This window comes from Olsenella sp. kh2p3, assembly GCA_900119625.1.
Taxonomy (GTDB): domain Bacteria; phylum Actinomycetota; class Coriobacteriia; order Coriobacteriales; family Atopobiaceae; genus Tractidigestivibacter.
This window is the reverse complement of record FPKD01000001.1, coordinates 38,954-64,138: the sequence shown is the minus strand read 5'-3', so window position 1 is coordinate 64,138 and position 25,185 is coordinate 38,954. Positions and strand designations below refer to the sequence as shown.

At 63.6% G+C, this 25,185-nt stretch carries 23 protein-coding genes; 18 read left to right on the top strand and 5 right to left on the bottom strand.

All coding sequences use genetic code 11. From position 1 onward, the window contains the following. The first annotated feature begins 22 nt into the window (after positions 1-22). The 3 genes from BT122_RS00290 to BT122_RS00280 are packed head-to-tail and all read left to right on the top strand — an operon-like array spanning position 23 to position 3,353. Positions 23-1,174, top strand: coding sequence for a glycosyltransferase (locus BT122_RS00290; protein ID WP_072354104.1), 1,152 nt, complete (start codon positions 23-25; stop codon positions 1,172-1,174). After that, entirely contained in the window at positions 1,171-2,307 is a 1,137-nt protein-coding gene (locus BT122_RS00285; protein WP_072354103.1) for a glycosyltransferase family 2 protein, read from the top strand. The genes BT122_RS00290 and BT122_RS00285 overlap by 4 nt, the downstream gene beginning before the upstream one ends. Next, the gene (locus BT122_RS00280) at positions 2,304-3,353 is read left to right on the top strand and encodes a glycosyltransferase family 2 protein (protein ID WP_072354102.1); all 1,050 of its coding nucleotides are present in this window, start codon (positions 2,304-2,306) and stop codon (positions 3,351-3,353) included. Before BT122_RS00285 ends, BT122_RS00280 begins: the two co-directional genes overlap by 4 nt. 42 nt (positions 3,354-3,395) lie before the next feature. On the opposite strand, the gene BT122_RS00275 is transcribed toward BT122_RS00280, so the two are convergent. Continuing rightward, the gene (locus tag BT122_RS00275) at positions 3,396-4,046 is read right to left on the bottom strand and encodes an HAD family hydrolase (RefSeq protein WP_072354101.1); all 651 of its coding nucleotides are present in this window, start codon (positions 4,044-4,046) and stop codon (positions 3,396-3,398) included. Between the two features lie 215 nt (positions 4,047-4,261). Here BT122_RS00275 and BT122_RS00270 point away from each other — a divergent pair, with 215 nt between their 5' ends. From BT122_RS00270 to BT122_RS00260, 3 genes are all read left to right on the top strand, one after another. Beyond that, on the top strand, positions 4,262-5,638 hold the full coding sequence (locus tag BT122_RS00270; RefSeq protein ID WP_177242169.1) for a CapA family protein: 1,377 nt from the start codon (positions 4,262-4,264) through the stop codon (positions 5,636-5,638). Positions 5,639-5,886: 248 nt separating this feature from the next. Then, positions 5,887-7,653 (top strand): aspartate--tRNA ligase, encoded by a 1,767-nt coding sequence (aspS, locus tag BT122_RS00265; RefSeq protein WP_072354099.1) that lies wholly within the window; start codon positions 5,887-5,889, stop codon positions 7,651-7,653. A 452-nt stretch (positions 7,654-8,105) separates the two neighbouring features. Further along, positions 8,106-8,423: a glutaredoxin family protein gene (locus BT122_RS00260; RefSeq protein WP_072354098.1), complete on the top strand. Its 318-nt coding sequence runs from the start codon at positions 8,106-8,108 to the stop codon at positions 8,421-8,423. 182 nt (positions 8,424-8,605) lie between these two features. Here the strand turns inward: BT122_RS00260 and BT122_RS00255 are convergent, their stop codons facing one another. After that, entirely contained in the window at positions 8,606-8,920 is a 315-nt protein-coding gene (locus tag BT122_RS00255; protein ID WP_353612538.1) for a hypothetical protein, read from the bottom strand. Between the two features lie 151 nt (positions 8,921-9,071). Between BT122_RS00255 and BT122_RS00250 the strand changes: the two genes are divergently transcribed. The 7 genes from BT122_RS00250 (at position 9,072) to BT122_RS00220 (ending at position 16,466) form a co-directional block, all read left to right on the top strand. Then, positions 9,072-10,370, top strand: coding sequence for an aspartate aminotransferase type Ic (locus BT122_RS00250; RefSeq protein ID WP_072354097.1), 1,299 nt, complete (start codon positions 9,072-9,074; stop codon positions 10,368-10,370). A 313-nt stretch (positions 10,371-10,683) separates the two neighbouring features. Next, the gene (locus BT122_RS00245; protein ID WP_072354096.1) at positions 10,684-11,607 is read left to right on the top strand and encodes a tetratricopeptide repeat protein; all 924 of its coding nucleotides are present in this window, start codon (positions 10,684-10,686) and stop codon (positions 11,605-11,607) included. Positions 11,608-11,622: 15 nt separating this feature from the next. Beyond that, positions 11,623-11,943 (top strand): STAS domain-containing protein, encoded by a 321-nt coding sequence (locus BT122_RS00240; RefSeq protein WP_072354095.1) that lies wholly within the window; start codon positions 11,623-11,625, stop codon positions 11,941-11,943. Between the two features lie 67 nt (positions 11,944-12,010). Continuing rightward, entirely contained in the window at positions 12,011-12,691 is a 681-nt protein-coding gene (locus BT122_RS00235; protein WP_072354094.1) for a twin-arginine translocase TatA/TatE family subunit, read from the top strand. Positions 12,692-12,711: 20 nt separating this feature from the next. Continuing rightward, positions 12,712-13,500, top strand: coding sequence for a twin-arginine translocase subunit TatC (gene tatC / locus BT122_RS00230; protein WP_072354093.1), 789 nt, complete (start codon positions 12,712-12,714; stop codon positions 13,498-13,500). A gap of 44 nt (positions 13,501-13,544) precedes the next feature. Next, positions 13,545-16,106 carry a DNA topoisomerase I gene (locus BT122_RS00225; RefSeq protein ID WP_072354092.1) on the top strand — a complete coding sequence of 854 codons (2,562 nt, stop codon included), beginning with the start codon at positions 13,545-13,547 and terminating at the stop codon, positions 16,104-16,106. Between the two features lie 72 nt (positions 16,107-16,178). Continuing rightward, positions 16,179-16,466: an MFS transporter gene (locus tag BT122_RS00220; protein WP_218161942.1), complete on the top strand. Its 288-nt coding sequence runs from the start codon at positions 16,179-16,181 to the stop codon at positions 16,464-16,466. A 239-nt stretch (positions 16,467-16,705) separates the two neighbouring features. Here BT122_RS00220 and BT122_RS00215 read toward each other — a convergent pair whose 3' ends face one another. Both BT122_RS00215 and BT122_RS00210 read right to left on the bottom strand, forming a co-directional pair. Continuing rightward, a complete protein-coding gene (locus BT122_RS00215; RefSeq protein ID WP_072354090.1) occupies positions 16,706-17,083 on the bottom strand; it encodes a type II toxin-antitoxin system PemK/MazF family toxin in 378 nt (125 codons plus the stop codon). Continuing rightward, positions 17,064-17,348, bottom strand: a complete 285-nt coding sequence (locus BT122_RS00210; RefSeq protein ID WP_059053750.1) for a type II toxin-antitoxin system RelB/DinJ family antitoxin — start codon at positions 17,346-17,348, stop codon at positions 17,064-17,066. Before BT122_RS00210 ends, BT122_RS00215 begins: the two co-directional genes overlap by 20 nt. A 587-nt stretch (positions 17,349-17,935) precedes the next feature. On the opposite strand from BT122_RS00210, the gene BT122_RS00205 reads away from it, so the two are divergent. The 3 genes from BT122_RS00205 (at position 17,936) to feoB (ending at position 21,488) form a co-directional block, all read left to right on the top strand. Then, entirely contained in the window at positions 17,936-18,247 is a 312-nt protein-coding gene (locus tag BT122_RS00205; protein WP_286130266.1) for a FeoA family protein, read from the top strand. Positions 18,248-18,355: 108 nt separating this feature from the next. Beyond that, positions 18,356-18,610 (top strand): FeoA family protein, encoded by a 255-nt coding sequence (locus BT122_RS00200; protein WP_072354089.1) that lies wholly within the window; start codon positions 18,356-18,358, stop codon positions 18,608-18,610. Between the two features lie 214 nt (positions 18,611-18,824). Beyond that, positions 18,825-21,488, top strand: coding sequence for a ferrous iron transporter B (gene feoB / locus BT122_RS00195; protein ID WP_072354088.1), 2,664 nt, complete (start codon positions 18,825-18,827; stop codon positions 21,486-21,488). An 83-nt stretch (positions 21,489-21,571) separates the two neighbouring features. Here the strand turns inward: feoB and BT122_RS00190 are convergent, their stop codons facing one another. Further along, positions 21,572-21,976 carry a Fur family transcriptional regulator gene (locus tag BT122_RS00190; protein ID WP_072354087.1) on the bottom strand — a complete coding sequence of 135 codons (405 nt, stop codon included), beginning with the start codon at positions 21,974-21,976 and terminating at the stop codon, positions 21,572-21,574. Positions 21,977-22,679: 703 nt separating this feature from the next. Here BT122_RS00190 and ahpC point away from each other — a divergent pair. Both ahpC and BT122_RS00180 read left to right on the top strand, forming a co-directional pair. After that, positions 22,680-23,243, top strand: a complete 564-nt coding sequence (gene ahpC / locus BT122_RS00185; RefSeq protein WP_072354086.1) for an alkyl hydroperoxide reductase subunit C — start codon at positions 22,680-22,682, stop codon at positions 23,241-23,243. A 100-nt stretch (positions 23,244-23,343) separates the two neighbouring features. Continuing rightward, on the top strand, positions 23,344-25,008 hold the full coding sequence (locus tag BT122_RS00180; RefSeq protein ID WP_072354085.1) for an FAD-dependent oxidoreductase: 1,665 nt from the start codon (positions 23,344-23,346) through the stop codon (positions 25,006-25,008). Positions 25,009-25,185 lie beyond the last annotated feature (177 nt).

Genomic DNA, 25,185 nt, shown 5'->3' with positions numbered 1-25,185 from the left:
GTAAGACTTTCGGAGGTTTATCGTGAGCGACATCCATCAGCCCCTCGTCTCGGTGCTGGTCCCCATCTACAACGTCGAGACCTACCTCGAGCAGTGCCTCTCGTCTCTTGCCGCCCAGACCCTTAAGGACATTGAGGTTATCTGCATTAACGATGGCTCCACCGACTCTTCGCCCGCGATCATCCGCTCCTTCATGAATCGCGACCCTCGCTTCCACCTGGTGGACAAGGAGAACAGCGGCTACGGCGACTCCATGAACCGTGGCCTTGACGCCGCCCGTGGCAAGTACGTGGCCATCCTTGAGTCCGATGACTTCATGGAGCCTGACGGCCTTGAGTACATGGTCGAGCAGGCCGAGCGCGCCTCGCTCGAGGTCTTCAAGTGCAACTTCTGGCTCTATTGGTCCAAGCCCACCGAAAATCACTCCTTCCGCCACAATCTCTACTTCCCGCTTGCATCTCCCGAGATGATCGAGATGGGCCCCCATGCGCCCGTGGACTACCCAGAGGTCTTCTGGTCAAAGGCGTCCATCTGGAGCGCCCTCTACCTGAGGGGCTTCCTAGAGGAGAACCACATTCGCTTCCTTCCCACGCCCGGTGCCTCCTATCAGGACTCCAGCTTCACCTTCAAGGTGCTTGCGTGCGCGCATCGCATTGCCTACTCCGGTCGCGCCTTTGTCCACTATCGACAGGACAACGAGAAGTCCTCGGTCAACTCCAAGGGCAAGGTCTTCTGCACCTGCGACGAGCACGCCGAGATGCGCCGTTTCCTTGATGAGGACCGCCCCGACCTCAAGGCCGCCCTCGACCCCATTCGCGCGCACGTGAAGTTCCTCAACTACCGTTGGAACTACGGCCGCCTTACGCCGGACCTTCGTCCCACCTTCCTCGAGCGCTTCTCTGTAGAAATGCGCGAAGAGGTGGAGCGCGGTGCCATTTCGCGCGGCTACTTCGATGGCACGCTGCGGCCCTCGGATGACGACCAGGATCGCTTCCGCTACTTCGAGCCCTGGGAGATAGATGAGGTGGCGGACATCATGAACGAGCCCGCCTACTTTGCGGCGCACTTTGCAAGCGAGACGAGCCCCGACCGCGCGCAGACCGTGCGCACCTACTGGGAGGCCGGCGGACCTCGCTACCTCCTGCGAGTCCTGCGTGACAAGGCATCCAAGTGAGCGGCGCAGTGAGCCTGGACGCGACGCCGGCCGTCTCTGTCATCGTGCCCATCTACAATGCCGCGCGCTTCCTCGAGAAGTGCCTCTCGTCCCTTGTTGCCCAGACCTTCGACGACTTCGAGGCCATCTGCGTGGACGACGGCTCCACGGACGCCTCGGCCAACATCGTGCGTGGGTTTGTCGACAGGGACGAGCGCTTTTCCCTGGTGAGCAAGGAGAACTCCGGCTACGGGGCCTCTATGAACATGGGCCTCGACCGTGCGCGCGGTCGTTATGTTGCCATTCTCGAGTCCGATGACTTCTTTGACCCGCAGGCGCTTGAGCTTCTCGTCTTTGCCGCCGAGGCCGCGGACGCAGACGTTGCGAAGGGCAATTTCTGGCTGTACTGGTCAAGCCCCAGCGAGCGTCGCGTGCCCTTCTCGGTTGTCGATGCGCCGCTGGTAGGGAGGACCATCTGCCCGCGCAGGGATGACGACATGGCGATCTTCTTCCGCAAGCCGTCCATCTGGTCGGGCGTCTACCGTCGCTCTTTCCTGGAGGAGAACGGCATTCGCTTTCTTGAGACGCCTGGTGCCTCGTACCAGGATGCCGGCTTCAACTTCAAGGTGTGGGCGGCTGCCGAGCGTGCGACCTTCATTGCCGACTGCGTGCTGTGCTACCGCCAAGACAACGAGGCCTCGTCTGTGAAGTCGAGCGCTAAGGCCTTCTGCGTATGTGACGAGTACCAGTCTATGGCCGAGTTTGTGGATGAGCACTTCTCGGGTGCGGAGGCCACGCACCTTACGGGCATCCTCGAGCGCATGAAGCTCGATAGCTACCTCTGGAACTACGACCGGCTTGATGAAAGCTTGCGCCCTCAGTTTGTGGAGCGTATCTCCTGCGAGATGGCGGACGACGTGGCAAAGGGTCGCGTCGATCGCACGCTCTTCGAGCCCGGTGCCGCCGCCGACTTTGATGCGCTCATTGCGGACTCCAAGCGCTTCGTGCGCTCTCGCAAGGCACAGACCGGACCGGCGGGGAGCGTTGCTCGCTACCTCGTGCTGGGCGGGATGCCCCTGCTCACGAAGGCGCTTCAGTTCAAGGCGCGCGGCCATTCCGCACGTCGTACTAATCAGGAGGGAGCAGCGCTGTGAGCCGCATCTCTGTGTTAGTGCCCGTCTACAACGTAGAGGGTTATCTCGACGAGTGCCTTGGTTCGCTTGCGGACCAGTCTCTTGCCGACATTGACATCATCTGCGTGAACGACGGCTCTACCGACGGATCGCGTGCGGTGCTTGCCAAGTGGGAGCAGCGCGACCCTCGCGTGCGGGTGATAGACAAGCCTAATGGCGGGCTCTCCTCGGCGAGAAACGCTGGCATTGACGCGGCAACCACCGAGTACGTGTGCTTCCTCGACTCGGACGACCGCTTTCATCCCAACGCGTGCGCCGAGATGGTGCGCCTTCTCGACCAGACCGGCGCCGACGTCCTCACCTTTGGCTCTACCCTCAATCCGCCAGAGACCCGCGACCAATGGCTGGAGTTTGTGCTCTCTCCTCGTGATGCGGTCTTCGAGGGCTATGACTCGGGGCTCATGTTCCACGAGGCCTCAAGGCCCTTCTCGTGGCGCACTGCCTGCCGTCGAGACTTCCTTGTCGAGAAAGGCATCCGCTTTGAGGAAGACGTGCGCTTTGGCGAGGACCAAGTCTTCGACTTTGCCATCTACCCGCGCGCTTCTCGTACGGCGCTCTCTTCCGAGAAGCTCTACGAGTACCGCGTTGCCCGCGAGGGCTCGCTCATGGCACGCATGAATGCAGATGTCACAGCCAAGATGCTCGAGCACGTGAACATTGTCGACCACATTCTCAAGGACTGGCAGCGCGGCGGCTTCATGGGGATGGATGACGAGAACCTCATTGAGTTCATCATGGAGTTTGTGATGCGCGAGGCCATCCGTCAGGACGATGCCGGGTACCGCAAGATTGCTGCGGCCATGCGCTCCGTGCTCCTCTCGTTTTGGGACGAGAAGACACTCTCTTCGATGGACGTGCTCGCGACGACTCGCGCAATGGTCACGAAGGCGACGCTTGCACCCAAGGGCATGGGGGCTGCCGCCCGTCGCGCCCTGGCCGTTGCGTACTACCAGGAGCACAAGCACGCTGGCTTCATGCTTCGCCTGGAGCGGCGTTTCCGCCGCTAGACGCCGCGGGGCTGCCGCGGTGCCGTCGCGCCTACGCTATCCTTACGCCAGGATCTTGGCCTCAAGCTGGGCGGGCGTGTCCACAATGGTGGTCGCACCGTGCTCCACGAGCCACTCCCTGTCGCGGAACCCCCACGAGCAGGATAGGCACGGGCAGCCGCAGTTCTTGGCCGTCTCGATGTCGACCTCGGAGTCGCCCACGTAGACCATGCCGTTCGCGCTTCTCCCCAGATCGCGCAGGATCACGTCGATCATGTCGCGGTTGGGCTTGCGCCTGATCCCCGCGCGCTCGCCCATCACGTAGTCGAACTTGCCGGGGTAGAAGTGGTCGATGATGCCCTGCACGGCAAAGTCCGCCTTGTTGGAGACCACGGCGCAGGCCACGCCTGCAGCGCGAAGGTCGTCGATGACCTCGGCCATGCCAGTGTAGGGACGCGTGGTGTCGAGCTTGTGCGCGTCGTAGTAGGTCTTGAACTCGTCAAAGACCTGGTCGGTGAGGTGGGAGGGCGTCCCCTCGGGCACCGAGAGGTCGATGAGGCGACGGATGCCGTTGCCGGTGAAGAGACGTACCTCGGCGAGGCTGCGCTTAGGCAGGCCGTACGCGACGAGCGAGTGGTTGACGGCGTTATAGAGGTCGTCCAGGGTATTGAGCAGCGTCCCGTCAAGGTCGAATATCGCGGTCTGATAAGGCATCCCACATCACTCCCACTGCGTCCGCTGACAGAGCCGTTGCCCGTGTGGGCATGTGTGACGGGCGCACTTGCGTATCATGGTCGTTGGCTAGCCAAACGAGCGTACACGCAAATGCGCGCGCACGTCTCGCCTTGGCTGCAACGTCACGCAAACCCCAGCCGCGCCGTCCTGCTGCGCGCGGCTCGAGCCAGGCATGGCGCCAAGGAGTGATGGACGTGTCCGAGAAGCCCACACAGGACGAGGCCCGCACGGCCCCAGATGAAGCAGAGGAGACCCCGCAACTGGCCGTGGCTCCGCTGCCGGTATACCGGCGTCCCTCTCGCCAGACCAGCTATGACTACGTCGATCGCTCCACCGGCAGCAGCGACAAGAACCACGGCCTGCGGCTTGCGCTGTTTGTCCTTGCCGCCATCGCAATTGTCTGCGGCTTTGCTTACGGTGCCTGGATTGTGAGGACGCCGGTGTGGAGTGAGGGCCCCTCTGGCTCTGAAGAGCCCACTGTTGCCGAGCCGGCTACGGATGACGCCGGTGCCGGGGCAGCCACGGCCGCTACACCCACGACCATCGACATCTGCATGGTAGGCGACGTCCTTCTTCACCCGTCGGTCTACAACTCCGGACGCATGGCGGACGGCTCGTATGACTTCTCGCACCTCTTTGCCAACGTGAGCGACGAAGTTGCCGCCTGTGACCTTGCCATTGTCGACCAGGAGACCATCCTGGGAGGCACCGCGCTGGGGCTTTCTGGCTACCCCGTCTTCAACGGGCCGCAGGAGGTTGGCGATGCCGAGGTTGCCGCGGGCTTTGACGTGGTGTTGCGCGCCACAAACCACACCATGGACAGGGGCTATGACGGCATCCACTCCGAGCTGGAGTTCTGGCGCACGTCTCATCCCGAGGTGGCGGTGATCGGGTGCACGGACCCGCTGGCGGATGAGCCTGCGGCCTCAAACGACATTTACGTGTACGAGAAGGACGGCTTTCGCGTGGCGGTTCTCAACTACACCTATGGCCTTAACGGCTACGAGGACCCCAAGGGTGCCGTTGCCCTGCTGGACGAGACCCGCGTGCGCGAGGACTGCCGGCGCGCCCGCGAGGAGGCGGACATGGTGGTTGTGTGCCCGCACTGGGGCACGGAGAACGTCACCGGGCCAGATGGCGAGCAGGAACGCTGGGCGAGCATATTCCTCGAGTGCGGCGTCGATGTGGTCTTGGGCAACCACCCGCACGTGATGGGGCCTGTCGAGGTCATGACCGGCACGGACGGCCACACCATGGTCTGCTACTGGTCGGTGGGCAACTTTGTGAGCGGCATGGACGCCCCGCAGAACATGATTGGCGGCATGGCTCGCGTGACGCTGGAGCGAGACGCCACGGGCGCGTGCCGCGTGGTGTCCTATGGCATGAAGCCACTGGTCACGCATATCGACCCCACCAACGAGACCACCTACTTCCTGGCGGACTACACAGACGAGCTTGCCGCTACGAGCAAGTTTCCCTCGGTGACGTCCGAGTGGGCGCAGGAGCTCTGCGCGGACGTCTTGGGCAGTGCGTACAACCGCGAGAAGAGCGAGCTTCTCGTCACGCTGTAGGGTGGCGCCAGGTGCTGTCGTGCGCCGACGCGCCAGGTGCCGCCACGCCGCCGTGCCGCCACGCCGCCGATACGCCCCGCGATGCGGGCTTTCCGTTAATGTGCGGTTGCTGTTGCGTATGTTGGTCAGTGGCCGCGCGCGTTTGGTTTACTATGGCCAATTGCGCGTGCCGCCGCGGTCTACGTCGGCGCGCCGTCATCTGTTGGTCCGTCCGCACGGCACGGGGCGGAAGAGACGAGAGGAACCACATGTCCTATAGCATGCATACGCACACCTGCGGTGAGCTGCGCGAGTCGAACATCGGCGAGGAGGTCACGCTCACCGGCTGGGTCTGGCACCGCCGCGACCACGGTGGCCTGATCTTTGTCGACCTTCGCGACCGTGCCGGCGTGACCCAGCTCGAGTTTGACCCCGAGGTCTGCGACGAGGCCACGTTTCACGAGGCAGAGACCATCCGCTCCGAGTGGCCCATCATGGTGAGCGGCACCGTGCGCGAGCGCCCTGAGGGCCAGAACAACGACAAGCTGGCCACGGGTGCCATCGAGGTCTACGTGACCAAGATCGTGGTGCTCAACACTTCCAAGACGCCCCCGTTCCAGATTGAGGACCACGTCGACACCGCCGAGGACGTGCGCCTGCGCTACCGCTACCTCGACCTGCGCCGTCCCAAGATGACGTCTAACCTCAAGCTGCGCAGCGACTTCACCTTTGCCCTGCGCGAGGCCTTCCACGGCTCTGACTTCATGGAGGTCGAGACCCCCTCGCTCTTCAAGTCCACGCCCGAGGGTGCCCGCGACTTCCTGGTTCCCAGCCGCATGCAGCCGGGTCACTTCTATGCGCTGCCGCAGTCCCCGCAGCTCCTGAAGGAGCTCCTCATGGTGGGCGGCGTCGAGCGCTACTACCAGGTGGCCAAGTGCTTCCGCGACGAGGACCTGCGCAAGGACCGTCAGCCCGAGTTTACCCAGGTGGACGTCGAGATGAGCTTCGTCACGCAGGACGACGTGATGGGCGCGCTCGAGCACGTGCTGGCCGAGGCCTTTGGCAAGATGGGCGTGAAGCTTGAGTTGCCGCTCCGCCGCATCGAGTACTGGGACGCCATGGACACCTACGGCACCGACAAGCCCGATACCCGCTATGGCATGGAGCTCCATGACGTGACGCCGATCTTCTCGGCTTCCAAGTTCAAGCTCTTTGCCACCGCCGCGGCAACCGAGGGCCAGTTCGTCAAGGCCATCAACGCCAAGGGCGCCGGCAAGTGGCCCCGTGCGCGCATCGACCGCCTGGCCGACGTTGCCGCCGAGTTTGGCGCCAAGGGCCTGGCCTACATCGCCTTCCGTGAGGACGGCTCGGTGACCAGCCCCATCGTCAAGTTCTTCTCGGACGAGGAGATGGCCGCACTTCGTGCGGAGATGGACGTCGAGCCCGGCGACCTGGTGATGTTTGCCGTGGAGAGCCGCCTGCACGCCGACGAGATTCTGGGCGGCATGCGCAACCACATGGCCAACGAGCTTGAGCTGCCGCGCGAGGGCCACGACTTCCTGTGGGTCGTGAACTTCCCGCTGTTCCACTGGGACGAGGACCGCAAGTGCCTGGACTCCGAGCACCAGCCCTTCACCCAGCCGAACGAGGACCAGATCGACCTTCTCGACACTGATCCTCTGGCCATTGGCTCGCACACCTACGACTTTGTCATGGACGGCTACGAGGCCGGCGGTGGCGGCATGCGTATCCACAACGCCAAGCTGCAGGAGAAGATCCTGGAGAAGCTGGGCTTCACGCCCGAGCGCGCGCAGGCGCAGTTTGGCTTCCTCATGAACGCCCTCGAGTTTGGCGCGCCTCCCATGGGCGGCTTTGCGCTGGGCCTGGACCGCGTGTGCATGCTGCTTGCGGGCGCGGACAACATCCGCGAGGTCATGGCGTTCCCCAAGACGGCGAGCGGCTCCGACCTCATGAGCGCGGCGCCCTCTGAGGTTACGGGCGCGCAGCTCAAGGAGGTCTCGCTGAGGCTCCTGTAGGGGAGCGCTTCTCGCTAATCGGCCCTTGTTCGCCCTTCGGCGCTTGGCGGCGCCGGAGGGTTTTCTTCATGGCGTGCACGGATGGAACCTTCGTCCCGGCGCCCTCTTGACGCCGGTAGGTGATTTCTCGTAGCGTCCGCTGCCCCTCTCGCGCCTCGCTCACACGTGCCGCGACGTCCCGCCACCGGAGAATAGCTCCTTTTCTTAATGCGATCTCGAGCCAACTGCGGAAACGCCAAGTGCGATTAAGAAAAGGAGCTAATCTCTGCGATTGGGGTGATGCCAGCGGGCATCTGCGGGCGCCGAGGAGAACGCCGGGCGGCGCTGGCGGGGTTGATGGCGTGACGGCGTGTGGAGATTTGCTTCTCATCTTGTATCATATGGGCTGGACCTGGCCCCCTACGGGTACATGCAGGTCAGAGTCACACGAGACCCCCTCTGGAAGGAGAGCCATGGCCGAGAAGAACCTCGAGCTTTACATCAAGAACGGCTGCCCCTACTGCCACAAGGTGCTTGCCTTCATGGATGCCAACGGCATTGAGCTGCCGCTTCACAACATTGACGAGTCCGACGCGGACCGCGAGCGCCTGGTCGAGGTTGGCGGCAAGCGCCAGGTGCCGTGCCTCTTCATCGACGGCAAGGCCATGTACGAGTCGGACGACATCATCGCTTACCTGGGCAAGGAGTTCTCAGCAACGGCTGCTGGCGAGAAGGGCGACGCTCCCGCCGCAGGCGCATCCTGCACCATTGGTGGCGGCTGCTCGTTCTAGCGCTGCGCCGCATGCGGCTGCGTTTCGTCGCCGGAAGGGCCCAAATGGAGGAAAGTGTATCCAAACGGGTCTCTCCGGCGACTTTTTGTCGCCGGAGCACGGGTTTTGCTGCAGATTGCATCAAACGCGGCCTTCCGGCGACCGCGCCACTCGAAATGAGACAAAGGGAAACTCCCTTTGTCTCACTCAACCGTGCCGTAGACGTTGCCCCAGCCGTGGGCAGTCACGATGCTGTTGAGCTGGTCGCACAGCCTCCCGCGCTTGTACTTTCCCGCGGGGAGAAGGTCGACGACCTCCATGAGGTCATCGCACAGATCGTCGATCTCGGCACGCGTGAGTACGTCGATCTTGCTAACCGAGCCGGACATGTTGTGGTAGTAGAGCTCGTTCACCAGCTGCTGCAGCTCGCCGTACTCCGGCGCGCGCAGCCCCCCGTGCGTGACGCTGCGGGCGGTGCGGTGCTCGTGTGTGTCTGTGTTTCTCATCATGAAACCCATGGTACCAGCTGCATCACGCCTACAGGGCGTCGCGCTATACTTCTTTCTCGCCGCTGCGCGCCAACTGCCGCGCGTCGGCAGCCCAGAACGCGTTCTGGGCGCAGCACAACCACAACCGCATCCGTCCATGCAGCCGTCACGAGGAGGGGCCATGCCCACCGCATATGAGCTCATGTCAGACCAGGAACTCGCACAGGAAATCACGCGCCTCGAGGCAGAGGCCGAGCGCCTTCGCTCGCTTGGCCTCAAGCTGGACATGGCACGAGGCAAGCCCAGCCCCGAGCAGACCGCGCTCTCTCACCCCATGCTCGACGTTCTCAACTCTTCCACCGAGATGGACGACCAGGGCGTAGCCGTTGACAACTACGGCGCCCCCGACGGTCTGCCCTCCGCACGCGTCCTCGCCGCGCAGATCCTGGGCGTCGACCCCAAGAACGTGATCGTGAACGGTTCCTCGAGCCTCAATCTTATGCACGACCTTGTCTGCAACGCCTACACTCACGGCATTGGCGGCAACAAGCCCTGGAGCCAGCAGGGCAAGGTCAAGTTCCTCTGCCCCGCCCCCGGCTACGACCGCCACTTCAAGGTCACTGCTCACTACGGCATCGAGAACGTCCCCGTTCCCATGCTTGAGGACGGCCCCGATATGGCCGTGGTGAAGCGCCTGGTCGAGAATGACCCCGCAGTCAAGGGCATCTGGTGCGTCCCTAAGTACGCCAACCCCACGGGCATCACCTACTCCGACGACGTGGTCCGCAAGTTCGCCGCGCTCACGCCCGCCGCACCAGACTTCCGCATCTTCTGGGACAACGCCTACGTGGTCCACACCTTCGAGGGCGAGGGCGACCACCTGCTCAACATCTTCGACGCGCTGGCCGAGGCCGGCAAGTCCGACATGGTCTACGAGTTTGGCTCCACGGCAAAGGTGACGTTTCCCAGCTCGGGCATTGCGTTTGTCACTGCCAGCTCCGCCGACATGGCCGAGATCCGCGCGGCCTTCTCGGTGATGCGCGTCTCGCCCGAGAAGGTCTCGCAGCTCGCGCACGTGCGCTTCCTCAAGGACCTCGATGGCATCAAGGCCCACATGGAGAAGCACGCCCAGATCGTGCGTCCGCGCTTTGAGCTGGTGCAGGAGAAGCTCCACGCCGGCCTCGACGGGCTCGACTGCGCCACCTGGAGCAACCCCCACGGCGGCTACTTCGTCTCGTTCGACGGCCCCAAGGGCTCCGCGAAGGCCATCGTCGGGCTGGCGGCAGACCTTGGCGTGAAGCTCACGCCCGCAGGCGCCACCTGGCCCTACGGTCGCGACCCGGAGGACACCAACATCCGCATTGCGCCCACGTACCCCTCGCTCGAGGACCTCGGCGCCGCGCTCGATGTCTTTGTGGTGGCCGTGAAGCTCGTCTCGGCGCGCCTTGCTAAGGCGGAGCGCGAGGGCCAGCAGGGGTAGGATAGCTGGTCCCTCTCGCCACAAGCGGGCGAAAAGCAAGGACATATACAATGCTTGTATGGCAGCGGCCTCCAGAATGTATTTTTCGTTCGGGAGGCCGATGCCTAGCATGGGACTAGCGTTTGGCCCACACCAACGGACTCGCGGAGTTCTGTAGAATCGGGAGGCGCACACATCGCCCGCGAGGGCGGGCCGGATGTGGCATACATTAAAGAGTCACAAACGGTGGCGCCGCCAGTGGCGCCAGTGCACGAGGCGTGGCCCAGCCCCTGGGCTGGCCAGACGCATAAGGACACGGAGGGATCGTTCGGGCATGTCGAAGAAGCCAAGCAACAAGGCAACCAAGAAGGGCATCGCAACGGGTGCGTCCTCGGCAAGGGGCAAGGGCTCCGCGACCAAGAAGGGCCAGCCCACGTCCTCGAACAACCTCTCCACTCCTGCCAAGGTCGTCATCATCATCTTTGCCGTGCTTATGGTTGTCTCGCTCATGATGCCCACGCTCTCCACAGCATTCTCCAACAACCAGCAGGCCGAGCAGCAAAGCTCCCAGGACTCCAGCGACAGCAGCTCCAGCGACAGCAGCTCTGACTCGTCGAGCGACAGCTCCAGCGACTCCAGCTCTGCCACGGGTGTGGCTGCCGTAGACGCCAAGTACCTGGACACCGTCTCAGAGCTTGAGTCCAAGCTCTCCTCGGACAACACCAACCTCGCGACCCTGCTCAACCTTGGCCGCAACTACATGCGCTGGGGTGCCTCGGTCCTCTCGGCGTCATCCTCGGACGACGACACTACCCACGGCAACGAGCTGCTCGAGAAAGCCATTGACTACTACCAGCAGTACCTCGACCTCAAGGACTCCGACGCCGTGCGCGTGGACATTGCCCTCTGCAAGCTCTATGAGGGCGAGAGGAGCGAGGCGCAGTCAGACCTCGAGACGCTCACGCAGAACTCGCCCACCTATGCCACCGCCTGGGCAAACCTTGGCATGGTCCAGGAGTACTCCGGCGACAAGGATGCCGCCAAGGCCTCCTACCAGTCCGCCATCGACAACGACCCCAACGACGAGTACGGCGCGAAGTCCTACGCCACCCAGCGCCTCTCCGCGCTTGAATCCTCGTCGAGCACCACGTCTACCACGACGGGCACCGGCACTTCCACCACGTCCTCGTCTACTGGCGAGACCGGGGCGAAGGGCCTCACTGACACGCTGAACAACCTCTCTGGCACCGGACTTTAAGGAAGAGGAACCCCTATGAGCATCAACATCTCAACCACACTCACCGAGGGGGGCTGCCGCGTGGCGGTCTCCGGCGAGGTCGACGTCTCCAACGCCTCCGCGCTTCGCGACGTCCTGGACGAGCAGCTCTCCTCTGGCGAGGGAGCGCTCGCTATCGACCTGGCCGATGTGCCCTACATCGACTCCACCGGCATCGGCGTCCTGGTGGGCGCGGCGCACCGCGCCAAGGAGCAGGGCCGCTCCCTCTCGGTGGAGCGTCCGCAGAGAAACGTTGCGCGCGTCCTTTCGCTTCTCGGCGTGGGCGCCGATCTCAATGTCACCGGGGCGCAGCAGTAGCGCTTCCGGTATGCCCGCGCGCTGCGGGATACTGTAGGAATTCGATCCACGCTGGAGGAAACCAACCGTGTTTGGCATTGGAGAGTCAGAGCTCGCTCTCATCCTGCTCTTCGCGTTCCTCATCTTTGGGCCTGACAAGCTGCCCGGGATGGGTCGCACCATTGGCCGCGCGCTGCGGCAGTTCAGAAACGCCCAGGAGGGCTTCACGCAGGTGGTTCAGACCGAGATCGTGGATCCCGCGACCGAGGCCATGAGCGACGCGCCCAAGAAGCCCAACCGCAAGCGCAGCGAGGAGGAGGACGCAGACATCGAGGGCTCCGGCACCTCCAAGTCCACCCCCAAGACCGAGACGTTCGCCGAGCGCAAGAAGCGCCTTGAGGCCGAGCGCGCCGCTGCCGAGAAGGCCAAGGCAGACGCCGCAGCAGCCGAGAAGGCCCCCGAGGCCAGCGCCGACGCCGACAGCGACGCCGACGCCGATGCCGTGCCCGCAGTCGAGAAGCCAGCAGCAGCCGGGGAAGCAAGCGCGCCCGCGCCGGCCGAGGCACCCAAGGCCGCAGACGAGAAGCCCAAGCCCGCGACGGCCGCGGACCTCTACGCGATGAGCCCCAAGCGCCGTCGCGAGCAAGAAGCCGCCGAGGCCGAGAAGACCGACGCACCCGCGGCCGACGCCGCCGACAGCGACGCCCCTGCGCCTAGCGACACCGTTACCGCTACAGACGGAGAGGAGGGCGGCGAGCAGCAGGCCTAGCGCCCCGCTCCCATACCACCATGCCTATCGGACCAGCACGCATGCCCATCATGGACCACCTCGGCGAGCTTCGACGCAGGCTCACCATCATCGTGGTCTCGCTCCTCACGGTGGCGGTCATCGTCTACTTTGCCACCCCCACCCTCATCGACCTCATGATCGACCAGATTAAGGAGGCCATGCGCGGCGGCGACCTCTACGTCCTCACTGCGCTCGGCGGCTTTACCATCCGCTTCAAGGTCGCCATGTTCTTCTCGATGATCATCTGCACCCCCATCATCATCTGGGAGATCATGGCCTTCATCCTGCCGGCGCTCAAGCCCAAGGAGCGCAAGTGGGTCGTCCCCACGGTGGCTGCCCTGGTCGCCCTGTTCTTCATCGGGATGATCTTCTGCTACTACGTGATTCAGCCCGCTGCGTTTGGCTGGCTTCTTGACCAGTCATTCGAGTTCGCGCAGAACATGGCCGACGCCGAGGACTACCTCAACATCTACATGCTGCTTGAGATTGGCTTTGGCATCGCCTTCGAGCTGCCGCTGGTAATCTTCTACCTCTCGATCCTGCACATCGTGCCGTACAAGACCTTCCGAGCCCAGTGGCGCTACATCTACGTTGGCCTCATGGTCCTCTCGGCAGTCGTCACGCCCGATGCCTCGCCCGTGACCATGCTCCTCATGTTTGCCGCGCTTATCGCCCTGTACGAGATCGCGCTGGCAATTGCCCGCAACGTCATTGTGGCGCGCGACGGCAAGCAGGCCCTCAAGTGGTCCCGCGAGGACTACGAGAACGCAGAGCTCGACAAGCTTTAAACTAGGGGGACTCTGCCGTCACGAAGCAAGCGAGGTAATGTTCTTTGATCCTTGTCGTCACCGAGAAGAACGATGCCGCCCAGCAGATCGCCAGGCTCCTCTCCGAGTCCGGCAAGCCCAAGGCGGACAAGGTCTACAACACGCCCATCTACCGCTTTAGGAAGGGCGGGGAGGACTGGGTGACCATAGGCCTGCGCGGCCACATCATGCAGCCTGACTTCCCGCCAGAGCTCAAGTTTGACGCGCAGGAGGGCTGGTACGGCCTCACTGCCGAGGGCGAGCACCTGCCGGCAGACGTGCCCGATGGCCTTGCTCGTCCGCCCTTTGCCACCAAGCGCAAGCCCTTCCTGGCCGACGGCGTGGACATCAAGGGTTGGAAGATCCCGAGCCTGCCGTACCTGGTGTGGGCGCCCATCGAGAAGCTCCCCGCCGAGAAGGAGATCATCCGCTCGCTCAAGAACCTTGCCAAGAAGGCGGATTCAGTCATTATCGGCACGGACTTCGACCGCGAGGGCGAGCTCATTGGCTCTGATGCGCTCAAGCAGATCCTCTCGGTGGCGCCAGACGTGAATGTCTCTCGCGCACGCTACTCCGCCTTCACCAAGGCCGAGATAGATCACGCGTTCGACAACCTGGTGGCGCTCGACCAGGACCTTGCAGACGCGGGCGAGAGCCGCCAGCACATCGACCTCATTTGGGGCGCCGTGCTCACGCGCTACCTCACCTGCGTGCGCTTTGGCGGCCTGGGCAACACGCGCTCGGCCGGTCGCGTGCAGACGCCCACGCTTGCCCTGGTGGTTGAGCGCGAGCGCGAGCGCATGGCCTTTGTGCCCGAGGACTACTGGGTCCTCTCGGGCGAGGCCACTCACGCGGACTCCGACCCATTCCGCATCACGCACGCCACCGCGCGCTTCACCGACCATGACGCTGCCGAGAAGGCCTATGGCCACGTGCGCGACGCGAAGACCGCCACGGTGCGCGCGGTCACGCGCAAGAGCCGCCGCGTGAACCCGCCAGTGCCCTTCAATACCACGTCCATGCAGGCAGCCGCGGCGGCCGAGGGCATCTCGCCCGCGCGCGCCATGCGCCTGGCCGAGTCGCTCTACATGGACGGCCTCATCTCGTACCCGCGCGTGGACAACACCGTCTACCCGTCGTCGCTCGACCTGCGCGAGTGCGTGCGCACGCTCTCCTCGGTGCCGCAGTTTGCGCCCACGTGCAAGGCGCTTCTCGGCCAGGGGACGCTCCATGCCACGCGGGGCAAGCAGGAGACCACCGACCACCCGCCCATCTATCCCACCGGCGCCGCCAACCCGGACAACCTCCAGCCGGCGGAGTGGAAGCTCTACAACCTCATTGCGCGCCGCTTCCTGGCCACGCTCATGGGGCCGGCAACGATTGCCGGGACTAAGGTCGAGCTGGACGTTGCCGGCGAGCCCTTCGTTGCCACGGGAAACGTGCTGGCTGTGCCGGGGTTCCGTGCCATCTACCCTTACGGCCTCAAGAAGGACGACCAGCTGCCCGAGCTCAACGAGGGCGATGTGTGCGACGTGACCTCCATTGCCCTGGACGCCAAGCAGACCGAGCCTCCCGCGCGCTACAGCCAGGGCAAGCTCATCCAGGAGATGGAGAAGCGCGGGCTGGGCACCAAGTCCACGCGCGCCTCGATCATCCAGCGCCTCTACGACGTGAAGTACCTCAAGAACGACCCAGCCGAGCCCAGCAAGCTCGGCATGGCCATCATCGACGCGCTTACCAACTACGCGCCGCGCATCACCACGCCCGAGATGACCGCCGAGCTCGAGGGTGACATGACCAAGGTCGCCGAGGGCGCCGACACGCAGACGCAGGTCGTCGACCACTCGCGCGCGCTTCTCGCCGGCATGATGGACGGGCTCATCGACCACAAGGACGACCTCTCCGAGGCCATCGCCGACGCCGTGACCGCCGATGCCAAGATTGGCGTGTGCCCCAAGTGCGGACGCGACCTGGTGGTGAAGACGTCTGCCAAGACGCGCGGGAGCTTTGCCGGCTGCATGGGCTGGCCGGACTGCGACGTGACGTATCCGCTGCCCAAGGGCCGCATCGAGCCCATCGAGGGCGAGGCGGGCGTGTGCCCGGAGTGCGGTGCGCCGCGCGTGAAGGTGCACCCGTTCCGCAACCGTCCGTACGAGACGTGCATCAATCCGGCGTGCCCTACCAACCGCGAGCCAGACATTGTGGTGGGGGAGTGCGCCGCCTGCAAGGCGGCCGGCCGTCACGGCGACCTGGTGGCTCACAAGTCCGAGAAGAGCGGCAAGCGCTTTATCCGCTGCACCAACTACGACGAGTGCGGGACGAGCTATCCGCTGCCGCAGCGAGGCGAGCTGCACGCCACGGGCGAGACCTGCCCGGAGTGCGGCGCACCCATCGTCGAGGTGGTGACGCAGCGCGGTCCGTGGCGCATCTGCGTGAACATGGACTGCCCGAGCAGGGAGAAGAAGGCCGCCGCCAGCACGCGCGGTGCGCGCGGTGTGCGCGGGGCCGCAGGGCGCAGCAAGGCCGCGGGGCGAAGCGGGGCCGCGGGGCGTAGTGGCGCGAGCACCTCTCGGCGCAAGAAGGCGTAGCGGAGGTCGGGGTAGCGGTCACCTTTCGCCTTGTTGACGCCGCAGCTCCTTGCGACGCAGAACGCGGCCAGCGTGTTTGCCTTCCTCGCTGTTGGCTTCTGCCTGATGGGCGGCCTGTTTGGGCCGTGTGGCGCCTACCTGCCCGAGCTCTTCCCGGCAAACGTGCGCTACTCTGGCTCCGGCCTGGCATACAACCTCTCGTCGATCCTGGGCGGCGCGTTTGCGCCTACCATCGCGATTGCGCTGGTGCTTGCGTTTGGCATCCAGGGCGTGGGCTGGTACCTTCTCGCGATGTCCGTGGTTGCGCTTGTCGCGCTGCTGCTCATCAAGGAGAGCAAGGACATGGAGTTCGAGGCGTAGGTTATTGGCACTCGGCTCTTGCGATTGTTGCGACGACCCGCCGTTGGGCACTTTGCCCGGCGGCGGGTTATTCTTTGTGGGTGCAGCTGTGCCGAGAAATGCCGCTGCTCCGCGGGGTCGCTGTCCTTCTCGTGGTCGCTGTCCTTCTCGGAAATGGCGCTGCTCTCTCAAATAGCCTGCACAATTCGATCGTTTAGAGGGGCCTAACCAATCGGAAAATGCGGGGGGTCGCAGACTGCCTATAGTCCCTGTCCATCTGCCGCGTTGAGTGCTGCTTGCAGCGCCACACGGTCCCGCTCCGTGAGCGTTCCCAGGGGAGTATCGCGAAGCACGTCGGCGCGTGAAACCTGGAAGAGCGGCACAACCTGGGCACGCGACGTGCGCAACAGGCCCTCGACCTGCCAGTCGGCGAGCTCGCAGTACAAGTAGCGCTCCTGAGGAACCGCGCTTGTGACCTTTGCAGCCACGACGGCAGAGACGCGCTCGTCGATAATGACGATTGGGCGCACCTTTCCTACGTCTGGATGGTCAGCGAAACGCACGTAAGCGAGCCAGATCTCCCAGGGGCGCGGATCCAGTCTGCTCGTCCTTATGGCACTATCCGACGAGCCTGTCATAGATGCCGTCCTCCTCATTGTCCATATCATCGGGTAGGACGCTGGAGCCGTAGGCCGGATCTGCCGGCAATACCGTGGAGGCCTTGTAGACGGGCCTGGGCTCGGGACGCATGTCGAAGGGGAGTCCGCCCACCTCAATCGATTTAATCAGGAATGTATTAACGGCGTCCGAGAGGCTCATTCCCCAGCGGGCGTAGACCTCTGATGCCTCCGACTTGATCTGAGGCTCGACGTACGACTTAACTTCTGCCGTCCTTGAAGCCATGGAATCCTCCAATGCTGGACCTAGTTTAGTACTAGTTTATACCCTGTCCTGCGGACGTCTATATTAACCACCTATGGCAATAGATGATGTTCAGGGGATATAGATGGAAGGCAGAGCTCTGCAGTCCTTCTCGGCAATGCCGCGTGATTTCGCCGGTTAGGAAATATCCGAACGTTTAAGGGGGTCTAACCGTTCGGAATACGCGGCATTGCTGCGATGCCGCGCAATCTCGCCATTTAGAGGTGCCTAACCGTTCGGAATGTGCGGCATCCGCATGAAGGAGCTGTCGAGAAGCTCCAACGCCTCGCTGCTCTCGCTGCAATGTGTGTCGCTTCTCGCACATTCCCGTCCGAATGGGCTAGAAACAAACACATTACAGACATCCTACCTGCACTTTTGTAGCAATAGTTAAAAAGAGTTGACTTTTCGGGCAATTCGCAGCAAGTTAACCATATACTACTTGTGAGTTAGCTATGGACAACTCGTGCGGCCGGCCGGGAAGGTGATGGGTAGCCGGGGAGGCGATGGCCAACCGGGGCGGCTACGGACAGCCGAGAAAGCCGCGGAGAGCCGAGAAGGGAGTTGCGATGTCGACCATGGAGGCTGATGCCGTAATGACAGGCAGCAACCCCGCCAGCCGGGCGGGTGCGCGCGTGGAGGTAACGACCACCGGGAGGGGCGCCCAGCTCCCCCTGGCAATGGTGAGCGAAGGCGAGACGATCCGCGTCCTCAAGGTTCGCGGCGGCGCCACGCTGCGTCAGCACCTCTCTGAGATGGGCTTCGTCGAGGGCGCCGAAGTCAAGGTCGTCTCGCGCGTGAACGGCGACGTGGTGGTAAGCGTCAAGGGCTCCACCTTTGGCATCGGCCGCGACATGGCCATACGCATCGTCACGTACTAGCGCCGACACCGGTGCCGACGCTGCCGGCCCGCAACCGCAATCGTTTATCAGTCGCTGCAGACTGCGCGCAACCACACGCGCGGTGTGCGGCATGAAGAAAGGGAGAGCATGGCAAGTCTAAAGGACGTGCGCGTGGGGGAGACCTGCACGGTCTCAAAGCTTAGTGGCACGGGCGCCATCAAGCGTCGAATCATGGACATGGGCATCACCAAGGGCACGTACATCTACGTGCGCAAGGTTGCGCCCCTGGGCGACCCCATCGAGGTCACCGTGCGCGGCTACGAGCTTTCGCTGCGCAAGGACGAGGCCTCCTGCGTCGAGGTCACGGACGTGGCGAAGGCAGCTGCTCAGGGTGTCGCGTAGCAGGCAGCGTTGGGAGTACCGGGGGCACAGGCCCCCATGTTTTGGCACTAAAAGTTAGCCAAAACTAACAATTAGCACCATGCGGGTAACAGTTAGCCGAGAGAAACTCACCGCCTTGGAAGGTGGCTTGAACGCCGAAGGATGGACCAACCGCCGGAAGGCAACTCTGAAGGCCCACCGCAACCCGCACACACTCAACCAGGAAAGGCATGGCATGGCAGAGAAGATCGACATAGCCCTGGCTGGCAACCCCAACTGCGGCAAGACCACGCTGTTCAACGAGCTCACCGGCTCGAACGGCTACGTGGGCAACTGGCCGGGCGTCACCGTGGAGAAGAAGGAGGCCGTCTGGAAGAAGGACGCCGATGTGCTCTTCACGGACCTTCCGGGCATCTACTCGCTCTCCCCCTACTCGCCGGAGGAGGTCGTCTCGCGCGACTTCATCATCTCCGGCCGCCCGAGCGCCATCATCGACCTCGTCGACGTCACCAACATCGAGCGCAACCTCTACCTCACCACGCAGATCCTCGAGACCGGCCGCCCCGTGGTCGTGGGTCTCAACATGTGCGACCTGCTCGAGCAGCGTGGCGAGAAGATCGACTCCAAGCGCCTCTCCAAGATGCTCGGCGTGCCCGTGGTTGAGGTCTCGGCGCTTCGCTCCAAGAACCTCGATACGCTGGTGGGCACCGCCGTCGACTCGGGCCGTGCCAACAAGGTGGCCAAGGGCGTGAAGTGCTTCTCGCCCGAGGTCGAGGACGCGCTCCAGACCATCGCCAACACCATTTCCGGCTCCTGCGTGCCCGACCTTCTCCGCTGGTACTCCATCAAGGTCTTCGAGCGCGACTCCGCCGCCATCGAGTCCCTTGGGCTCTCCAAGCAGCAGCTTGCCAGCATGGAGAAGGTCATCGAGGCCATCGAGCAGGACCGCGACGACGACTCCGAGTCCATCATCACCTCCGAGCGCTACGAGTGGATCGCCACGGTCATGGACGCATGCGTGGTCAAGGCGCCGGGCAAGCTCACCGTCTCCGAGAAGATCGACCGCGTGGTTACCAACCGCGTGCTTGGCCTGCCCATCTTCATTGCCATCATGATTGGCGTGTACTGGGTTGCCCTTGTCGCCGTTGGCACGCCTGCCACGGACTGGGTGAACGACAACCTCTTCTCCGATGGCTTCTTTGTGAGCGGCAACGGCCAGGCGGCCTTCGACGAGGCTGACAAGGCCTGGCAGGACGCCCACTATACCAACCAGGTCTCCGGCTACATTGCCGCGGCCGAGGAGGCCGGCGTCGACACCGACGGCGTCCAGGACGCTATCGACGCCGACCCGCAGACCGCAGACGACGAGGCGACCATCGCTGACTTCGAGGATGCCGCCAAGGAGGCCGGTGTCGTTGCGACCGACGTCCCCGTGACCGACTCCGACGGTAACTTCCTCGACACCGAGGGCAACGTCATCACCACGCTCGACGCGGACGGCAACCCCGTCCTGGAGGCGGGCCAGGAGCTCGACGTGCTTCCCACGGTCACCGAGGCGGACTTCGAGACCGCGCTCGACAACCCCGAGCCCGACCAGCACGACTACGACGGCTTTGTCGACTCCATCCCCAACGCCGTGACTGGCTGGCTCACTGACGCCGGCGCCTCCGACGTGGTGATCTCGCTCGTGGTTGACGGCATCATCGGCGGCGTTGGCGCGGTTCTCGGCTTCATCCCGCAGATCTTCGTCCTCTTTGTCATGCTCTGCTTCCTGGAGGACTGCGGCTACATGAGCCGCGTGGCCTTCGTCATGGACCGCGTCTTCCGTCGCTTTGGCCTCTCCGGCAAGTCCTTCATCCCCATGATCGTGTCCTCCGGCTGCGGCGTTCCGGGCGTGCTCGCCACCAAGACCATCGAGAACGAGCGCGACCGTCGCATGACCGCCATGCTCACCACCATGATTCCCTGCTCCGCCAAGCTCCCCATCATCGCGCTGGTCATGGGCGTTCTCGCCGGCGGCTCCGACATGTGGTGGGTCGCCCCGATGTTCTACCTCATGGGCATCGTAGCCATCATCATCTCGGCTGTCATGCTTAAGAAGACCAGGCGCTTCGCCGGCGAGCCCATCCCGTTTGTGATGGAGCTGCCCGACTACCACCTGCCGTCCATCAAGAGCTGGGCGCTGCACGTGTGGGAGCGCGTCTCTGCCTACGTCAAGAAGGCAGGCACGATTATCTTCGCGGCCGCCGTGGGCATCTGGGTGCTCTCCAACTTTGGTCTGGCCGGCTGGGAGGGCGGCGACGGCTCCTTCGGCTTCCTGCAGGCCATGGATGGCGCGCCCGACACCTACATGGACTACTCGATCCTCGCCGGTATCGGTGGTGCCCTGAGCTTCATCTTCGCTCCGCTCGGCTTTGGCACCTGGCAGGCCACCGCGTCCACCATCTCGGCGCTCATCGCCAAGGAGAACCTGGTCTCCACCTTCGGCGTCCTGTACGGGCTTGGTGACGCCACCGAGAACTCCGTCTCCATGTGGCAGGGCTTCGCCAACATGTTCACCATTGCCGGTACGCTCCACGTTGGTGCCATGTGCGCATTTGTTGCCTTCAACATGCTCTGCGCGCCGTGCTTTGCCGCCATGGGCACCATCCGCAGGCAGATGGACGACCCCAAGTGGTTCTGGTTCGCCATTGGCTACGAGTGCGGCTTTGGCTGGGTCGTGGGTCTTCTCATCAACCAGTTCTACGAGCTCTTCGTCTTTGGGAGTTTTGGGTTCTGGACCGTGGTTGCCTTTGCCCTGCTCGCGCTTATGCTGTTCCAGCTCTTCCGTCCCATGCCCAAGTGGGACGAGAAGGACGAGCACATCCTCGACAACCTGGCCGAGGAGCCCGTCGCCTAGTCGCGAGGAACCACTCACGTAGGCGACGTTCCGGACGGCCCTTTCCCGCCAAACCGTGGGGGAGGGCCGTCGTTCTGTTACCTCTACTCGGCCCCCGCAGCCTTACGAAGACGCTCCTGGCATGCGGGGCACACGCCGGTGAGGATGGTGCTGGTAGAGATGCTGGCGTAGCCGGTTGAGCGCTCGATCTGGCGGCAGAAGTCGTCCTGCTTGGGCATGGGGACGTCAATCACGGTGCCGCACTCCGAGCACACCAGGTGGGCGTGGTGGTCCATGCGGCGGTCAAAGCGTTCACCGCCGGGGGTTTTCACCGAAAGGATTTCTCCGGTGTCAGCGAGCAGGTGCAGGTTGCGATAGACGGTTCCACGACTGATGTGGTCGTCCTGCTCGCGGACGCGAAGGTATATCTCGTCGGCGGTGGGGTGGTCGCACAGCTCCTGCACTGCCTCGAGCACCAGCTGGCGCTGGCGCGTGTTTCTTCTCTCCATGACGTGCTCCCGCTCTCCGTGCGTGGCTTTGGCTTACACGGTGATGTTACCCAAACAATATTAGGACTATATCCCATTTAGCGCGACTACGCGAGAGTTACGTGTCGCCGACGGCTCTGAGCTCTTATCCCACTCGCACCCCTCCCGTTCTTTAGCGGTTTCTGGGAATCGGCCGCCGCGTTTGCCCAGTTGGCAAGTAGCGTGGTTCTCAAATACCGCTAAAGCATGGCGAGGAGCGAGAGCAAAAGAGGTCCAAGCTCTCTTGTGCGGGACCCTGCTGCACCAAAAACCAGACTATTCAGTACTTTTACCGCGAGTTGCCGAGTACATGGGCCGAACTATTTACGGAGATGCAGGTAGGGAAAAGCGACCAGTGAGGTGATACCAAGAGTAACCGAAAAAAGTACTGAGAAGTGCCGATTTTGGTGCAGTGCCCCCGTATCCCCCTAGCCCCGTGCATCCGCAATTTCCTCCGCCCACCGTTCTTTAGCGGTTTCTGGGAATCGGTCGTTGCATTTGCCCAGTTGGCAGGAAGCACGATTCTCAAATACCGCTAAAGAACACGAGGGGGAGGGGGAGTGGAGGTATACCGCCCCCGAAAAAGTCGAAATTTCCGCTTGCAATCCTTTATCAACTGTTGATAATAAGTCCCAGTATCAATAGAGGTACGCAGACAACCACCATCACAGAGAAGGAGCGTCACATGTCCCTCATCAACAAGGAAATCGGCGATTTTACCGTCCAGGCATTCCAGAACGGCGAGTTCAAGACTGTCACCAAGGCTGACGTCCTGGGCAAGTGGGCCCTGTTCTTCTTCTATCCCGCTGACTTCACCTTTGTGTGCCCCACCGAGCTTGAGGAGCTGGCCGAGAACTACGACGCCTTCAAAGCCGAGGGCTGCGAGGTCTACTCCGTGTCCTGCGACACCCACTTTGTCCACAAGGCCTGGCACGACGAGTCCGAGCGCATCTCCAAAGTGACCTACCCCATGCTCGCCGACCCCGCGCACGTCCTTGCCGAGGACTTCGAGGTCCTGATCCCCGCCGACGGCCTTGCCGAGCGCGGTGCCTTCATCGTTGACCCCGACGGCAAGATCCAGGTCTACGAGGTCACCGCGGGCGGCATCGGCCGCAACGCCAAGGAACTCCTGCGCCTGGTCCAGGCCGCCAAGTTCGTCCGCGAGCACGGCGACCAGGTGTGCCCAGCCAAGTGGCAGCCGGGCGCCGAGACCCTCAAGCCCTCGCTTGACCTCGTCGGCCAGCTCTAATCACACGGGGGAGCAGAGCCCAGACACATTCCGGAGCCCGCCACACTGGCTCGGCGGGCTCCATCCATGATTCGCCGCGCGCGGCGGGGGAGGTAGGCGCATGAGCGAGAACAACATCGACAACGTATACGACGCGGTGGTGATTGGCGGCGGCCCGGCCGGGCTCACGGCCGCGCTCTACCTGGCCCGCGCGCGCTACCGCGTGCTGGTGGTCGAGCGCGAGCACTTTGGTGGCCAGATCACCATCACCTCCGAGGTCGTGAACTACCCTGGCGTGCTCACGGCAAGCGGCGAGCAGCTCACGGATACCATGCGCCGTCAGGCGGAGGCCTTTGGCGCCGAGATGCTGCTTGCAACCGTGGAATCGCTTGACCTCGCTGCAGACGTCAAGGTGGTGCACACCTCGCGCGGCGACATCCGCTGTCTGGCAGTTCTTCTCGCCACCGGTGCCTCGCCGAGAAGCGCCGGCTTCGAGGGCGAGGAGAACTTCCGCGGCCACGGCGTGGCGTACTGCGCCACCTGCGACGGCGAGTTCTTCACCGGTCGCGAGGTCTTCGTGGTGGGTGGCGGCTTTGCCGCGGCGGAGGAGGCGGTCTTTCTCACCACGTACGCCTCGCACGTGACCATCTTGGTCCACGGCGACGACTTCACCTGCGCAAAGGCCACTGCCGACGCAGCCTATGCCAACGAGAAGATCACTGTACGGACAAATGCGCAGCTCCTCTCCGTGGAGGGCGACTCCGTGGTGCGGGGCGTCTGTTGGCTTGACCGCACAACAGGCGAGAAGCACGAGTTCTCCTCGGCAGACGGCGGCCCGGTGGGCGTCTTTGTCTTTGTGGGCTACGCACCGGCAACCTCGCTGGTGGCGGGCGTGGCCGAGCTCGACCCACAGGGCTACGTGATCACTGACGACCGCCAGATGACGAGCGTCGACGGCCTCTTTGCCGCAGGCGACGTGTGCCAGAAGCGCCTGCGCCAGGTTGCCACCGCCGTGGGGGAGGGCGCGGCCACGGCAACCGAGATGGAGCGCTATCTCAAGGCCGCGCGCGAACGCACCGGCATCGTGCCCAAGCAGCCTGCCAGTCGCATGCGCGACGTGGCCGAGAAGCCCGCGTCTACAGCGGCCGCCGCACCTGCCGCGACGCCCGGCTCTCCCATCGACGATGCCATGGCGGCCCAGCTCCAGGCGGTCTTCTCGCGCATGCAGAACCCGCTGGTGCTGCGCCTGCACCTCGATGGCGGCGAAGTCTCGGCCGAGCTGCGCTCCTATATGGACGCGCTGGCAGCGCAGACGGAGCTGCTCCGCGTGGAGGAGGCAGACGCCTCTGTCGATGACCCCGCCGAGCTGCCCTTTGTTGAGGTTGTGCGGACTGATGGCACGCCTTCTGGCCTTGCCTTCCACGGCGTTCCCGGCGGCCACGAGTTCACGTCCTTTGTGCTGGGGCTCTACAACGCCTCGGGTCCCGGCCAGCCCATCGCGGACGCTGACCGCCAGGGCATCGCAGACATTGCGCGCCCGGTGAGCCTACGCGTGCTGGTGGGGCTCTCGTGCACCATGTGCCCGGACGTGGTGGTGGCGTGCCAGCGCATGGCGGCGGACAACCCGCTGGTTACGGCCAACGTTTACGACGTCAACCGCTTCCCGGCGCTGCGCGAGCGCTACGACGTGATGAGCGTGCCGTGCCTTGTGGTCGATGACGGCACGGGCGAGCGCGTGAGCTTTGGCAAGAAGGGGCTTTCAGAGATCCTTGCCCTAGTGGGCTAGCCGGTTTGATGTAGTTGCGTGGGCGCCCTGCAGACGCGGGACGCCCACTTTTGATGCGTCGGCTGGAAATCGCGAGATTTTGTGAGCCCCTTAGGATGTTATTGCCTTATATTGCAATACAAAATTGTATTGCTACCAAATACGTAACATAGATACCTTAACGGAGCCTAAATGAGA

Coding starts and splice junctions, on each gene's coding strand:
- ahpC (WP_072354086.1), top strand. CDS start 22,680: ATGTCCCTCATCAACAAGGAAATCGGCGATTTTACCGTCCAGGCATTC.
- tatC (WP_072354093.1), top strand. CDS start 12,712: ATGCCTATCGGACCAGCACGCATGCCCATCATGGACCACCTCGGCGAG.
- BT122_RS00260 (WP_072354098.1), top strand. CDS start 8,106: ATGGCCGAGAAGAACCTCGAGCTTTACATCAAGAACGGCTGCCCCTAC.
- BT122_RS00200 (WP_072354089.1), top strand. CDS start 18,356: ATGGCAAGTCTAAAGGACGTGCGCGTGGGGGAGACCTGCACGGTCTCA.
- BT122_RS00255 (WP_353612538.1), bottom strand. CDS start 8,920: ATGGGTTTCATGATGAGAAACACAGACACACACGAGCACCGCACCGCC.
- BT122_RS00240 (WP_072354095.1), top strand. CDS start 11,623: ATGAGCATCAACATCTCAACCACACTCACCGAGGGGGGCTGCCGCGTG.
- feoB (WP_072354088.1), top strand. CDS start 18,825: ATGGCAGAGAAGATCGACATAGCCCTGGCTGGCAACCCCAACTGCGGC.
- aspS (WP_072354099.1), top strand. CDS start 5,887: ATGTCCTATAGCATGCATACGCACACCTGCGGTGAGCTGCGCGAGTCG.
- BT122_RS00275 (WP_072354101.1), bottom strand. CDS start 4,046: ATGCCTTATCAGACCGCGATATTCGACCTTGACGGGACGCTGCTCAAT.
- BT122_RS00250 (WP_072354097.1), top strand. CDS start 9,072: ATGCCCACCGCATATGAGCTCATGTCAGACCAGGAACTCGCACAGGAA.
- BT122_RS00215 (WP_072354090.1), bottom strand. CDS start 17,083: ATGACAGGCTCGTCGGATAGTGCCATAAGGACGAGCAGACTGGATCCG.
- BT122_RS00245 (WP_072354096.1), top strand. CDS start 10,684: ATGTCGAAGAAGCCAAGCAACAAGGCAACCAAGAAGGGCATCGCAACG.
- BT122_RS00190 (WP_072354087.1), bottom strand. CDS start 21,976: ATGGAGAGAAGAAACACGCGCCAGCGCCAGCTGGTGCTCGAGGCAGTG.
- BT122_RS00180 (WP_072354085.1), top strand. CDS start 23,344: ATGAGCGAGAACAACATCGACAACGTATACGACGCGGTGGTGATTGGC.
- BT122_RS00205 (WP_286130266.1), top strand. CDS start 17,936: ATGTCGACCATGGAGGCTGATGCCGTAATGACAGGCAGCAACCCCGCC.
- BT122_RS00210 (WP_059053750.1), bottom strand. CDS start 17,348: ATGGCTTCAAGGACGGCAGAAGTTAAGTCGTACGTCGAGCCTCAGATC.